Below are 13,412 nucleotides of genomic sequence, written 5' to 3'. Positions count from 1 at the left end.
CCCCCCCCCCCCCCCCCCCCCCCCCCCCCCCCCCCCCCCCCCCCCCCCCCGCCCGGCGCCGCCCCGGCGGCCCCCGCCCCCCCCCCCCCCCCCCCGGACCGGAAACGGCAAGAGAATTGTCAACTCACGCCGGCAAACGAACCTTGCATGAACAGATCCGGCAAATAGCCTGCCGGCTTATCGCCAACCGCCTCGCCACCCGTCAGGCCGCCCTGTATTCCAGGGCCGAAGAACGAATACGGAAAGGACGTGACCGGCCGGTTCGCCGCATCGAGCCGCGCCCGAAGCTCCTCGGGAATGTCGAAATCGATCGCGCCGAGATTGTCCTTGAGCTGGTCAAACCTGGTCGCGCCGACGATCACGTTCGCAATGCCTGCCCTGTTTGCCGTCCAGTTCAGGGCGACCTGCGCTATGCTGCGGCCGAGCTGGGCGGCAACGGTCTACAGTACGGCGACGATTTGCCAATTGCGGTCGGTGAATTTCTGGAACCCGGGATTGGTGGAACCGCGCATGGTCTCCGACCGGCCACCGTCCTTGATGATTGTATCGGAACGGTATTTTCCGCTGAGCAGGCCGCTGTATCGACCAGGGCGCGGACGGTTTTGTTCTCGGCGCCCCAGCCCTATTCCGTTCCGAAGGTCATCGTGCCGAGCGCAAGCCGCGTGACACGCAAGCCGCTGTTGCCGAGCGTGTAAGACATGGTCATGATTATGATTGACGCGGCTTATCGGCCGGGAGTGGCCTTGACCCAGGGATTGCCGCGCTCATGCGTCATGCGGAACGTGAAGCCGTCGACCTTCCAGTCGTCTCCTGAGCGCTTCAGGCGGTGCTCGTAGGTGCCCCACACTTCCCACAGCGGGTCGCCATTGCCTTCCATCCGGTTCCAGGCATAGCCGTTGGAGGAGACCGTCGCGGCGTCAGGCTCGATAACGACCTGGTGGTTGGTGCGCAGATGCAGACTGCTCTTGCTGCCCTTGAGGTTGGCCGACCAGGTGCCGATAAGGTCGTCCGCGGCAATCGTGGCCGGAGGCTGTCCGGAGAGGCTGCTGAAGTCGACGGTGACGCGATCGGCGAAATAGCTGCGAGCCCGCTTCCAGTCCTGTGCATCGACGGCGCGATCGATGGCATCGGCGATGCGGATGACGGCGCGCTCGTCGGCGAGCGCTCGCCAGTCCGATGGTTCTGCTCCGCCGGCATTGACGGGCGCCAATGCAAGGCCCGCCGCGAATACCACGTGCTTCAACGCGTTCATGTCTCCATCTCCTTTTGCGCGCACCAGCCCGCGCCGATGTGTCAACGACAATGTGGGGCAGCGCACCGACATCGATAACATTGCATTGTCTGCACAGACTATGCGATATTGTTCATGAATGGACCGCGACCTGCTCAGCCATCTCCCAGTCGTTGTCGCCGTGGCGCGGCGCGGCGGCTTTGCGCTGGCGGCCGCCGAGCTCGGCATGAGCCCATCAGCGGTCAGCCATGCCGTGCGGCTGGTGGAGGAGCGGATCGGCCAGCCGCTGTTTGCCCGCACCACACGCAGCGTCTCGCTGACCGAGGCCGGTCTGGCGCTGGTCGCGACGGCGGAACCTGCGCTGCAGGATATCGCCGAGCGGATGGAGCGTATTCGCGGCATTAAGGGCCGACCGGCCGGGCTGCTCAGACTGAATGTTTCGCATGTCGCCGTCCCGATGGCCGTAACACCGGTCGTGGCGGTCATGGCGGAGCGTTACCCCGATGTAACGGTGGAAATCTTTGCCAATGAAGGACTGGTCGATATCGTTGGCGAAGGCTTTGACGCCGGCGTCAGGCTTGGCGAGATGATCGCGCAGGACATGGTCGCGATCCGGCTGACGCCGCCGTTCCAGGTCATAATCGTCGCTTCGCCCGCCTATATCGGCCGGCGAGGCCGCCCGGGCAGCCTGGCCGATCTCGCCGACCACAATTGCATAGGCTACCGTCTCGTGCGCTCAGGCGCGGTCTATCGCTGGGATCTAACGGAAGACGGCAAGGATTTGGCGGTGGAGACGCGCGGCACGGCTGTCGTCACCGATTCCCTTGTCGCGATCGATCTGGCGCTATCGGGAACGGGACTGGCCTATGTGTTCGAGCCGCTGGTGCGCGCCGACATGAAGGCCGGCCGGCTTGTCCAGGTTTTGCCGCAGTCGGCGATCGAGGAGCCAGGCCTGTTTCTCTATTTTCCCAGGCGCTCGGCAATGGCGCCGAAGCTCAGAGCCTTCATCGACACCGCACAAGAGATCGGCCGGACATCCTCGCGGACGCCCGGCCGAGTTGCCTGAGCTGAGAAACCCGTCTCCGGGTTATTTGTTTTGGGCTACTTCTTGACCGCTGCCGCGACTTCCGCCGCGAAATCGGTCTCTTCCTTCTCGATGCCCTCGCCGAGCGCGAAGCGCAGATAGGCCGTGATCTTGGCCGGAGCGCCGATTTCCTTCTCGGCATCCTTCAGCGCCTTCTCGACGGTGATGTCGGGATTGAGCACGAAGGCCTGCTTCAGGAGCACGACCTCTTCGTAGAACTTGCGCAGGCGGCCCTCGACCATCTTCTCAATGATCGCTTCCGGCTTGCCGGACTGGCGTGCCTGGTCGGAGAAGATCGCCTTCTCGCGTTCGATGGCAGCCGGGTCGAGCTCTTCGGTAGTCAGCGCCATCGGGCTGGTGGCGGCGACATGCATGGCGACCTGGCGGGCGAAGGCGTTGGCCGCATGCTCGTTGCCCGTGGTCTCGATGGCGACCAGCACGCCGAGCTTGCCCAAGCCATCGGCCACCGCGTTATGCACATAGGTCGCGACGGCGCCGTGCGGAACCGTGAGCTTGGCCGAGCGGCGGAAGCCCAGATTCTCGCCGATGGTGCCGACGGCGTCCTTGATGACGTCGGTGACCGACTTGTCCGAACCCGGATACTTGGCAGCCGCAACCGCCTCGGTCTTGCCGTAGGCGAGCGCGACCTTGGCGACTTTGGCGACGATCTCCTGGAAGGCAGCGTTGCGGGCAACGAAGTCGGTCTCGGAATTGACCTCGACCACTGCTGCTTCGCGGACGCCGGAATCAACGCCGATCAGGCCCTCGGCGGCAGTGCGGCCGGCCTTCTTGTCGGCCTTGGAGATGCCCTTCTTGCGCAGCCAGTCGACGGCTTCTTCCATGTTGCCGTTGGTCTCGTTCAACGCCATCTTGCAGTCCATCATGCCCGCGCCGGTCAAGTCGCGGAGTTCTTTGACCTGTGCAGCCGAAATGCTCATTGTCGCCTCTTTGTTTCAAATGCGCCAACGCACCACCGGTCCTCGATGATGCGCCAGGCGCCAGCGCTTAACACGCCAAAATATGAGAAAGATGAAGGCCGAAACCGGCCTTCGCTGTTACGCTTTTGGGCTCTCGGCGGCCGGCGTCTCGGCCGGTGCCTCAGCGGCCGGCGTCGGATCCAGCGCCGGCTCGACCGGAGCCTCGACCGCAGCACCCACGTCGACGCCGAGCGCGCCCTGCTGGCGAGCGATACCGTCGATGGCCGCTTTGGCGATCAGGTCGCAATAAAGCTGGATGGCGCGAGCCGCGTCGTCATTGCCGGGGATCGGAAAGTCGATCTTGTCCGGATCGCAGTTGGAATCGATGATGGCCACGACCGGAATGCCGAGGCGCTTGGCCTCGAGGATGGCGATCGCTTCCTTGTTGGTGTCGATGACGAACATCAGGTCCGGCGTCGAGCCCATGTCCTTGATGCCGCCGAGCGCCTTGTCGAGCTTCTCGCGCTCGCGGTCGAGGTTGAGGCGCTCCTTCTTGGTGAGGCCCTGGGCCTCGCCGGCCAGCATCTCGTCGAGCTTGCGCAGGCGCTGGATCGAATTCGAGATCGTCTTCCAATTGGTCAGCATGCCGCCGAGCCAGCGGGAATTGACATAATACTGGGCCGAACGCTGGGCTGCATCGGCAACGATGTCGGACGCCTGGCGCTTGGTGCCGACGAACAGAACGCGGCCGCCCTTGGCGACGGTGTCGGACACCTGCTTCAGCGCCTGGTGCAGCAAAGGCACCGTCTGCGACAGGTCGATGATGTGGATGTTGTTGCGAGCGCCGTAGATGTAGGGCGCCATCTTCGGGTTCCAGCGGTGAGTCTGGTGGCCGAAGTGAATGCCAGCTTCCAAAAGCTGGCGCATGCTGAAATCAGGCAGAGCCATTCTCGAGTTCCTTTCCGGTTAGCCTCCACGGACACAGGCATTCTTGGACTTATGTCCTCGAATGCCACCGGAGGTTTCAGCCGGATTTCTCCCGGGCAGACACCAAAGTCCGTGTGTGGAATGAGCGCGCATATAGAGGGGAAGCGCTGTAAACGCAAGCGCTGCCTCTCAGGGTGCGGCGATCGGCACCGGGGTGATCAGCGTATCTTGCCCTTCGGCACCCGGACACGCCGGAAAATCGCGACGATTTCCTCACGGCTGCACTCGATGGCGCCAAGCCGCACCGCGCGGTCGCGTTCGAAGCCGGTTATGTCATAATGCGGCGCAGATGTCTTCGGCGGTCCCTGATAGGATGATCGCTTGATGCCGAGCTGGGCGGCAAAGCGGTGCAACTCGTCGGTATCGTCGGCAAGCAGATGGCACCAGCGGTGGCCGACCCACTTCCAGATTGCCGCATCGACATAGACCGCCATCAGGGCTTACCGCACTCCCTCACCCGGTCCGCATACCCGGTCGTTAGAACGATGTACGTCCAATTGGACGCACAAAGTACGCTCTAACATTTTGAATCTACGCATCGTGCTTTCCGAAAATCGATTCCGATTTTCAGGCCCGATGCGTCATGCCAAGGTTGCGGCATCAGCGATGATAGAAGGGATTCGGGTAGAAAATGAAACCACCGTTGGCCTCGACCTGGCCGACGATTGTTGTGATGGCGTCCTGCATGCGGCGGTGCAATTCGGCAAGCGCCTCGTCGATCGAGCCCTGCCAGGCATGCAATCCCAGCGGCTCCGGCGCGCGGATGTGGGCGCGACGCGGTCCGGCCGGCTGCGGTACGAAGCGGTTGATCGTGTCGCGCAGCGTGCCTTTGCAATAATCGTTGCGGATGCGCTTCAGATGCTCGGCGATCTCCTCCTGCGTGATACGCGGACTGGACCATGCCCACGGCCCGACACGCTGGATACGCTGGATGGTGTCGGCAAGCGCCCGCACCTGCCTATGCTCTTCAGGGTCGCCTGCCCCTTCCCGAAGCCAGCGGCGCGACCGGCGCAAAAGCTCGGCGATCTCATTGGTGTCGGATTGGATTGGGGCACCGGAATCGACCGGAGCGCCGGACTCGACTGGAATGAGTTTCCCAAGCCGCCGGCTTAATTCGATCAGCAATCGCTGCTGGCGCGCGGCATAGGAGCCCTGCGCGTCAGGCGTCACGTCGCAGGCGCTCTCATCGCGCGACAACAGCGTTGCATAGATATGGTGGACGCGTTCCGCCAGCGTATCGGCGGCATGGCGTTCGATCTTCAGGCTTTTCTCGACATAGCCGCATTCCCGCGCCAGCGCCGGCTCGACATCCCCGGTGAAAGCCAGCTTCCAGACGACCGGCGCGATCCACGCCTTGAAATCCCCATCCGTTGCGCGACCGCGCTTGAGCGCTTCGAACCCCATCTCGATGGCTCCCGGCAGCAAGGGGGCGGCGACATTGGCATGCCAGCCGACGCCGCCCTCGGGATGCAGGAGCACGCCATGCCCTTTCAGCGCCCAGGCGACCGAATGCTCCTTGGCCGCCCCGCTGTTGCCGGGAATCTGGGCGATCAGATTGTTCGCCAGCCAGAATTTCTGCATGATCCGGCCGAGGCCGTTGACGACGCCGTGCGTGGCCCAGTACGCCGCGAGCGGGCTGACCTGCGAGACGATCTCCTTGTCGATCATCCAGTCGGTGAAGAACTCCGGATGGTTGGGCGTGATGAATGCCGCCTTGCCCGTGCCGCAGCAGGCCTCCAACCGCCGCCGGTCGTCATCGGGAAAATCGATGTGGCGGACATTGGCAACGCCGCGCAACCCGGCCAGGCGGTTGAACGGCAGCAGGTCGCGCAAGCCGGGAATGCCGTGCAGCATGATGACCCGGTTGACGAACGTCATCATACTGATCAGCGCCGGATTGGGCCGCGGCACCACGAACACATCGATTCTGCTCAACCTGATCCCCCAAGGTAGACGCTGGGGAAAGGGTGAAACGCAATTGCGGCACGTTCAAGTCATTGGCTGCGACAGCGCCGCGTCGTGGTTAAGCGAGGGCTTATTTCGTCGGGCAAGGCTTCGACTGATCGAACAGCGACAGGTTGACCAGCTTGCCGGTCATCGAGAACTCGCCATAGTCCATGAGCATGTCACGCGTGATGCCGTTCTCGAGCAGCTTGAAGCTGATCCGATATTCCGGCACCTCCTCGCCCGACTTGTCGGTGTCGTCGAAATAGGCGATGTCGACCGGCCAATATTTGTCGGTCGCGAGCCTGGCCAGCGCCGGCGCTTCCGGATCGGCCTTGTCGGCATCGGTTTTCTTGCCAACGACGACGGTGGTGGCCATCACCTTGTCGGCGTCTTCCGAGCCGTCGAACAGATTGGTTTCGTAGAAGTTCTCGCCCTTTTCGGCCTTGCCAATCAGTTCGACCAGGTGCTGGGTCGGGAATTGGGTGGCAGCCAGTTCGATGCTGTTCTTCTCCGGCTTGTCCATATCGACCTTGAGGCCCTTCGTCTCCTTCGTCGCGGTGCCCTTGACCTCCTTGTCGAGGTTCTGGTCGACGAAGGATTTCGTCACGAACGAAAATGTCTTGCCTTCGGCGTCCTCGAAGGTCGTCGTCTGCTGATCTGTCAGCCGCGTGTTGTCGCCGGTGACGATCTGGGTGACCATGCGGAACTTCACCGTGTAGCCTTCGCAGGGCGAGCCATTGAACTCGTAGACCATGCGGCCGGAAATGCCGGTGATGCCGGAACGATCCGACGCCTTGTCCAGGGTGATGTCGTAAACGGCGCGGTGCGCCTGCAGCGCCGGGACGGCCAAAGCAGGAGCCGCCGCGAAAAGCGCCGGCAGCAGAACAGCATGGAATGCAAGGCGCGTTGCGCGCATGAGGGGCTCCGATCATCGCGGCCAATGGCAGGCCGCAGGGAAAGATGGTCCAGCTTAAAAAAAGTCATGGCGGAAGCGAGGCAAAAATAGCAATTTCGGCCCGGCCAGCGCGTCGACATCAAGCAATAGGGAAATACCATGAGTGAAACAATCGAAAAGCGGCTAAGCGATCTCGGCGTGACGCTTCCGGTCGCCGCGGCGCCCGCCGCCAACTATGTGCCCTATTGCAGGTCAGGCAATCTGCTCTTCACCGCCGGGCAGTTGCCCCTCAGGGAAGGCAAGCTGCAGGCAAGCGGTCTGCTCGGCCGCGAGATCGACACCGCGACCGGCAAGGAGGCGGCAAAATACTGCGCGATCAACGTATTGGCTCAGGCCAAGGCAGCGCTTGGCGACCTCGATAAAATCCGCCGGCTGGTGAAGATCACCGTCTTCGTTGCTTCAGCGCCGGATTTTGTCGAACAGCATTTGGTGGCCAACGGTGCTTCGGATTTTCTGGTCGCCGTCCTCGGCGATCGCGGCAGACATGCCCGCTCCGCCGTCGGCAGCGCTTCCCTGCCGCTCAATGCCGCAGTGGAAATCGAAGCGATCTTTGAAGTCGAGTGAATAAGATGACCGACCTTTCCTGGCTGACTGCCCGGCCCGTTGCCCATCGTGGCTTTCACGACATGAACAAAAAGCGCTGGGAGAACACGCTTTCCGCTTTCGCCGCCGCGGCCGAGCGCGGCTATGCGATCGAATGCGATGTGCATTTGTCGTCGGATCGCGTTCCCGTCATCATCCATGACGACGACCTGAAGCGGCTGACCGGCCAGGACGGCTTCGTCTGGCAGCGCACGGCGGCTGAACTGACGGCGCTCAGGATCGGCGGCACTTCGGACCGTCTGCCGACGTTGCAGCAGGCGCTCGATCTGGTCGACGGCCGGGTGCCCATGGTCGTCGAGCTCAAAGGCGTTCCCGGCCATGATGATGGCCTGGTCGAAAGCGTCGGCAAGTTGCTCAAGCGTTACGAGGGCAAGGTGGCGATCATGTCGTTCGACCACTGGTTGATCCGCGATTTTTCGAAACATGCGCCCGGCATCCCAGGCGGGCTGACCGCTTATGGCAAGGACGTCAGTTTGATCGAGGCGCATTTCGCCATGCTGGCGCACGGTCTCGCTTTCACCTCCTATGCCGCCGGCGACCTGCCAAACCGGTTCGTCTCCTTCGTGCGCGAGAAGCTCAAAATGCCTGTCATCACCTGGACCGTGCTCGACCAGCCCGCGGTGGAGCTTACCTTCAGATATGCCGACCAGATGACGTTCGAAGGCTTCGAGCCCGATCACGTGAAGGTGGCCTGAAGCGGGCTTGCATGGGCCACTTTGGCGCTTAAATTAGCCTCATGGATCAGGGTGATGAATGCGACGGGCAAACGGCGAATGAACAGTATTCGATCCGCGTCGCCGCCGGTATCGGCGCCTTCACCCGCGCCGAATGGGATGACCTCGGCGGCACTGCGCGAGGCGATAAAGAAAATGGCTACAACCCCCTTGTTTCGTTCGCTTTTCTGAGCGCGCTCGAAGACTCCGGTTGTGCCGTCCGGCGCACCGGCTGGCAAGGTCATCACCTCAGGCTGGAGACGGCGCAAGGCAGGCTGCTCGGCGCCGTGCCCTGCTATCTGAAATCGCACAGCCAGGGCGAATATGTGTTCGACCATGGCTGGTCGGACGCGTTCGAGCGCGCCGGCGGGCGCTATTATCCCAAGCTGCAATGCGCGGTGCCGTTTACGCCCGTCACCGGCCCTCGCCTGCTGGTCCGCAAGGGTGAGGACAGCGGCACCGTGAAGGCCGGGCTGGCTGCTGGCCTGAAGGCCGTGACGGAAAAGCTCGGCGTGTCTTCGGCCCATGTCACCTTCGCCCAGGAGAAAGACGTCGAGACGCTGGAGGCAGCGGGTTTCCTGCACCGCACCGACCAGCAGTTTCACTTCTTCAATGAAGGCTTTTCGACCTATGACGATTTTCTCGCCACGCTGGCTTCGCGCAAGCGCAAGGCGATGAAGAAGGAACGGCGCGAGGCGCTCGCTCACGGCATCTCGATCGACTGGCTGACCGGCAAGGATTTGACTGAAAAAGTCTGGGACGACTTTTTTGCGTTCTACATGGACACCGGCAGCAGGAAGTGGGGCCGGCCCTATCTCAGCCGCGAGTTCTTCTCGATGATCGGCGAGCGCATGGCCGACGACATCCTGCTGGTGATGGCCAGGCGCAACGGACGCTACATTGCCGGCGCCATCAATTTCATCGGCTCGGACGCGCTTTACGGCCGCAACTGGGGCTGTGTCGAGGACCATCCCTTCCTGCATTTCGAGGTCTGCTATCATCAGGCGATCGACTTCGCCATCTCGCGCAAGCTGAAAGTGGTCGAGGCGGGCGCGCAAGGCGAACATAAGCTGGCGCGCGGCTATAGGCCGGTGACCATGCATTCGGCGCACTACATCGCCCATCCTGGCCTGCGCAACGCGGTGGCGGACTATCTCAGGCGCGAGCGGCGCGAGGTGGAGCGGATGGGCGACTATCTCGAAGAGCACACCCCGTTCCGCAAGGATCTCGAGGAGTAGCAGCCGCCCAGCGTCCTCGACCAAGATGCGGCGCTCGTCGAGGCGGGCATGTTGATCTTGCCCGATTGTCTTGCCGGTCCGGAATGGCTTCGCTACACGAGACAGCGAGGCACAATCCGGAGCACAGGCCATGGCGGACGCCACCTATGACAGCAACAATATCTTCGCAAAAATCCTGCGCGGCGAAATCCCGTCGCACCGTGTCTACGAAGATGATGCGGTCGTGGCTTTCATGGATGTGATGCCGCAAGGCCCAGGCCATACGCTCGTCGTGCCGAAGGCGCCCTCGCGCAACCTGCTTGACGCCGATCCGACAACACTCGGCCCGCTTTTTGCGATCGTCCAGAAAGTGGCGCGTGCTGTCAAAAAAGCCTTCGGCGCCGATGGCGTCACCGTCATGCAGTTCAACGAGCCGGCATCGGGCCAGACCGTCTACCACTTGCATGTCCATATCATTCCGCGCTTCGAGGGTGTCCCGTTGAAGCCGCACAGCGGACAGATGGAAAAGCCGGGAATCCTGGCTGAAAACGCCGGTAAGATACGGGCAGCGCTAAGCGACTGATCGCGTCGCAGGCGGGCTTTAGCCGACTTGCGATTGCGCCAGCCTTCGAAAAGCGGTCGGCCGCGGGCCGTGGTCAAGCCGCCGGCTGATCGCCTCGGCGCACTGCTGCGGGCTTAGCAGCGACGTATCGACCTCCAGGTCGTAGATGCCCGGCCGGTGCACCTCATCCTGCCACAGGCGCACGGGCCGCGGCACCGGATCGTCGCTGGAGCCGGTCACATAGCCCTCGTCCGCCGCGCTTCGCGCGCGACGTTCAAGAATCGCCTCGATCGGACAGCGAAGGCCTACGAAAAGGACTGGCAGACCGGCGAGCCGACCGGCGCAATCGGCCAGGATATTGAGCGGCTTCGAATAAGCATCGTGATGACCGAGATCGGCGACGACATTCAGCCCCGACCGGCTGTGGGCGGCAATCGATTCATAAAGCGCGGCATAGAATCGAGGCACCTGCATTTCGAGATCGGGGCGCTCGCCGCCGGGGCGCAGGCCAATGCCCGGACGAAACCCGGGCGGCGTGATCTGCGCGAAGGTATCGACGCCAAGGTTCATCCAGACGCCATCGAACGTCTCCTGGATTGCCTGGACAATGCTCGACTTTCCCGATCGCGGCGCACCGTTCAGAATGATGATTTGCCCGATCTGCACGCGGCCTCCCTCCCAACAAAAAAGCCCCGTTGCCGGGGCTTTTCTGACTCCAGAGCTTGTCAGCCCTTGCGGGGCAGTTGCGGCACCAGGCTGCGCTTGCCGCCATCCTTGCCCTTGGCCTCCGGCTTCTGCGCCACGGCCTTTTTCGCGGCGGGCTTCTTCGCTACGGCTTTCTTGGCCTTGGGCGCATCGTCCAGATCTTCCTTCTTCGGCTTGACCGGCGCCTCGTCGGCCAGCGATTCGAGCTTCAGGCCGGTCTCGCCGGTCTCCTTCTTCTCGACGGTGACGCGCACCGTGCCGCCCTTCTTGAGCTTGCCGAACAGCACCTCGTCGGCCAGCGGCTTCTTGATGTGCTCCTGGATGACGCGGCCGAGCGGCCTTGCGCCCATGCGCTCGTCATAGCCCTTGTCGGCCAGCCAGGCGATCGCGTCCGGCGACAGGTCGAAGGTGACGCCACGCTCGGAAAGCTGGGCCTCGAGCTGCATGACGAACTTCTGCACCACCTGATGGATGACCGGCACCGGCAGCGAGCCGAACGGGATGATCGCATCGAGACGGTTGCGGAATTCCGGCGTGAACAGCCGGTTGATCGCCTCGACATCGTCGCCTTCGCGCTTGGTCGAGCCAAAGCCGATCGCCGCGCGCTGTGCATCCGACGCACCGGCGTTGGTGGTCATGATCAGGATGACATTGCGGAAGTCGATCTGCTTGCCGTTGTGATCGGTCAGCTTGCCGTGATCCATGACCTGCAACAGGATGTTGAACAGGTCGGGATGCGCCTTCTCGACCTCGTCCAGCAACAGCACGCAATGCGGATGCTGGTCGACGCCGTCGGTCAGCAGGCCGCCCTGGTCGAAGCCGACATAGCCGGGAGGCGCGCCGATCAGCCGCGAGACGGTGTGGCGCTCCATATATTCCGACATGTCGAAACGGATCAGTTCGACGCCGAGCGAGGCAGCGAGTTGCTTTGCCACTTCGGTCTTGCCGACGCCGGTCGGGCCCGAGAACAGGTAGGAGCCGATCGGCTTTTCCGGTTCGCGCAGGCCGGCGCGCGCCAGCTTGATCGCCGAGGTCAGCGCGGTGATCGCGGTGTCCTGACCGTAAACGACACGCTTCAACTCGACGTCGAGGCCCTGCAGCACCTTCTCGTCGTCGGCCGAAACCGTCTTGGGCGGAATGCGGGCCATGGTGGCGATCGTTGCCTCGATCTCCTTGATGCCGATGGTCTTCTTGCGCTTGGCCTCCGGCACCAGCATCTGCGAGGCGCCGGTCTCGTCGATCACGTCGATCGCCTTGTCTGGCAGCTTGCGGTCATTAATGTAGCGCGCCGACAATTCGACCGAGGCCTTGATCGCCTCGCTCGTGTAGCGGACCTTGTGGAACTCCTCGAAATAGGGCTTCAGGCCCTTCATGATCTCGATGGCATCCTCGATGGTCGGCTCGTTGACGTCGATCTTCTGGAAGCGCCGCACCAGAGCGCGGTCCTTCTCGAAGAACTGGCGGAACTCCTTGTAGGTGGTCGAGCCGATGCACCGGATCGCGCCGGACGACAGCGCCGGCTTCAACAGGTTCGACGCATCCATGGCGCCACCCGATGTGGCCCCTGCCCCGATCACGGTGTGGATTTCGTCGATGAACAGCACCGCGCCGGGATAGTCCTCGAGCTCCTTGACGACCTGCTTCAGCCGCTCCTCGAAATCGCCGCGATAGCGGGTGCCGGCCAGCAACGTGCCCATGTCGAGCGCAAAGATGGTGGCGTTGAGCAGCACTTCCGGCACATCGCCCTCGACGATGCGCTTGGCAAGGCCCTCGGCGATCGCCGTCTTGCCGACGCCGGGGTCACCGACATAGAGCGGGTTGTTCTTGGAACGGCGGCACAGCACCTGGATGGTGCGGTTGATCTCGCTCTCGCGGCCGATCAGCGGATCGATCTTGCCGGCCTTGGCCTTGTTGTTGAGGTTGACGCAATAGGCGGTCAGCGCGTCCTGCTGCTGCTTCTTCTTGCCGTTTTCTTCCTGCGGCTCGGCGCCATTCTGGCCACCCTGCTCATCGTCGGCGCCGCGTGGCGTCCTCGCTTCCGAAGCGCCGGGGCGCTTGGCGATGCCGTGCGAGATGTAGTTGACCGCGTCGTAGCGGGTCATCTGTTGTTCCTGCAGGAAATAGGCGGCATGGCTCTCGCGCTCGGCGAAGATGGCAACGAGCACATTGGCGCCCGACACTTCCTCGCGGCCGGACGACTGCACATGGATCACCGCACGCTGGATGACGCGCTGGAAACCGGCGGTCGGCTTGGAGTCCTCGTCGTAACCGGTAACGAGATTGTCGAGCTCGGTGTCGATGTAGGTCAGCACCGTATGCTTCAGATCGTCGAGATCGACATTGCAGGCACGCATGACAGCGGCCGCCTCGGTGTCGTCGATGAGCGCGAGCAGCAAATGTTCAAGGGTTGCGTATTCATGGTGCCGCTCATTGGCGAGCGTCAGCGCTTGGTGAAGCGCCTTTTCCAGGCCTTGGGAGAAAGCCGGCATGT

General features: G+C 62.9%; 14 protein-coding genes. 5 read left to right on the top strand and 9 right to left on the bottom strand.

What is annotated here, in order from left to right; translation table 11 throughout:
* Positions 1-119: 119 nt before the first annotated feature.
* Together AC0L2H_RS13585 and AC0L2H_RS13580 are read right to left on the bottom strand one after the other, a co-directional pair.
* The gene (locus tag AC0L2H_RS13585; protein ID WP_473590726.1) at positions 120-398 is read right to left on the bottom strand and encodes a hypothetical protein; all 279 of its coding nucleotides are present in this window, start codon (positions 396-398) and stop codon (positions 120-122) included.
* A 326-nt stretch (positions 399-724) separates the two neighbouring features.
* Entirely contained in the window at positions 725-1,252 is a 528-nt protein-coding gene (locus AC0L2H_RS13580) for a nuclear transport factor 2 family protein (protein WP_473590688.1), read from the bottom strand.
* A 118-nt stretch (positions 1,253-1,370) separates the two neighbouring features.
* Between AC0L2H_RS13580 and AC0L2H_RS13575 the strand changes: the two genes are divergently transcribed.
* Positions 1,371-2,297, top strand: a complete 927-nt coding sequence (locus AC0L2H_RS13575) for a LysR family transcriptional regulator (RefSeq protein ID WP_473590687.1) — start codon at positions 1,371-1,373, stop codon at positions 2,295-2,297.
* A gap of 35 nt (positions 2,298-2,332) precedes the next feature.
* Here the strand turns inward: AC0L2H_RS13575 and tsf are convergent, their stop codons facing one another.
* The 5 genes from tsf to AC0L2H_RS13550 form a co-directional block, all read right to left on the bottom strand.
* The gene (tsf, locus tag AC0L2H_RS13570; RefSeq protein WP_473590686.1) at positions 2,333-3,253 is read right to left on the bottom strand and encodes a translation elongation factor Ts; all 921 of its coding nucleotides are present in this window, start codon (positions 3,251-3,253) and stop codon (positions 2,333-2,335) included.
* A 117-nt stretch (positions 3,254-3,370) separates the two neighbouring features.
* Positions 3,371-4,180: a 30S ribosomal protein S2 gene (gene rpsB / locus AC0L2H_RS13565; RefSeq protein ID WP_097574600.1), complete on the bottom strand. Its 810-nt coding sequence runs from the start codon at positions 4,178-4,180 to the stop codon at positions 3,371-3,373.
* A 197-nt stretch (positions 4,181-4,377) separates the two neighbouring features.
* Positions 4,378-4,653: a DUF4031 domain-containing protein gene (locus AC0L2H_RS13560; RefSeq protein ID WP_006334612.1), complete on the bottom strand. Its 276-nt coding sequence runs from the start codon at positions 4,651-4,653 to the stop codon at positions 4,378-4,380.
* Between the two features lie 166 nt (positions 4,654-4,819).
* Complete coding sequence (locus AC0L2H_RS13555; protein WP_473590685.1) at positions 4,820-6,154, bottom strand: lysophospholipid acyltransferase family protein; 1,335 nt, start codon at positions 6,152-6,154, stop codon at positions 4,820-4,822.
* 100 nt (positions 6,155-6,254) lie between these two features.
* Complete coding sequence (locus AC0L2H_RS13550) at positions 6,255-7,082, bottom strand: cell envelope integrity EipB family protein (RefSeq protein ID WP_473590684.1); 828 nt, start codon at positions 7,080-7,082, stop codon at positions 6,255-6,257.
* Between the two features lie 138 nt (positions 7,083-7,220).
* On the opposite strand from AC0L2H_RS13550, the gene AC0L2H_RS13545 reads away from it, so the two are divergent.
* From AC0L2H_RS13545 to AC0L2H_RS13530, 4 genes are all read left to right on the top strand, one after another.
* Positions 7,221-7,685, top strand: coding sequence for a RidA family protein (locus AC0L2H_RS13545; RefSeq protein ID WP_473590683.1), 465 nt, complete (start codon positions 7,221-7,223; stop codon positions 7,683-7,685).
* A 5-nt stretch (positions 7,686-7,690) separates the two neighbouring features.
* The gene (locus AC0L2H_RS13540; protein WP_473590682.1) at positions 7,691-8,419 is read left to right on the top strand and encodes a glycerophosphodiester phosphodiesterase; all 729 of its coding nucleotides are present in this window, start codon (positions 7,691-7,693) and stop codon (positions 8,417-8,419) included.
* Between the two features lie 41 nt (positions 8,420-8,460).
* Complete coding sequence (locus AC0L2H_RS13535) at positions 8,461-9,675, top strand: GNAT family N-acetyltransferase (RefSeq protein WP_473590681.1); 1,215 nt, start codon at positions 8,461-8,463, stop codon at positions 9,673-9,675.
* Between the two features lie 130 nt (positions 9,676-9,805).
* The gene (locus AC0L2H_RS13530) at positions 9,806-10,237 is read left to right on the top strand and encodes an HIT family protein (protein ID WP_473590680.1); all 432 of its coding nucleotides are present in this window, start codon (positions 9,806-9,808) and stop codon (positions 10,235-10,237) included.
* A gap of 18 nt (positions 10,238-10,255) precedes the next feature.
* Here AC0L2H_RS13530 and AC0L2H_RS13525 read toward each other — a convergent pair whose 3' ends face one another.
* Positions 10,256-10,882, bottom strand: a complete 627-nt coding sequence (locus tag AC0L2H_RS13525; RefSeq protein WP_473590679.1) for a chloramphenicol phosphotransferase CPT family protein — start codon at positions 10,880-10,882, stop codon at positions 10,256-10,258.
* A gap of 59 nt (positions 10,883-10,941) precedes the next feature.
* Positions 10,942-13,410 carry an ATP-dependent Clp protease ATP-binding subunit ClpA gene (clpA, locus tag AC0L2H_RS13520; RefSeq protein WP_107647673.1) on the bottom strand — a complete coding sequence of 823 codons (2,469 nt, stop codon included), beginning with the start codon at positions 13,408-13,410 and terminating at the stop codon, positions 10,942-10,944.
* Between the last annotated feature and the right edge of the window lie 2 nt (positions 13,411-13,412).

The organism is Mesorhizobium sp. WSM4871 (assembly GCF_055811295.1).
This window is presented reverse-complemented; position numbering and strand designations above follow the sequence as displayed.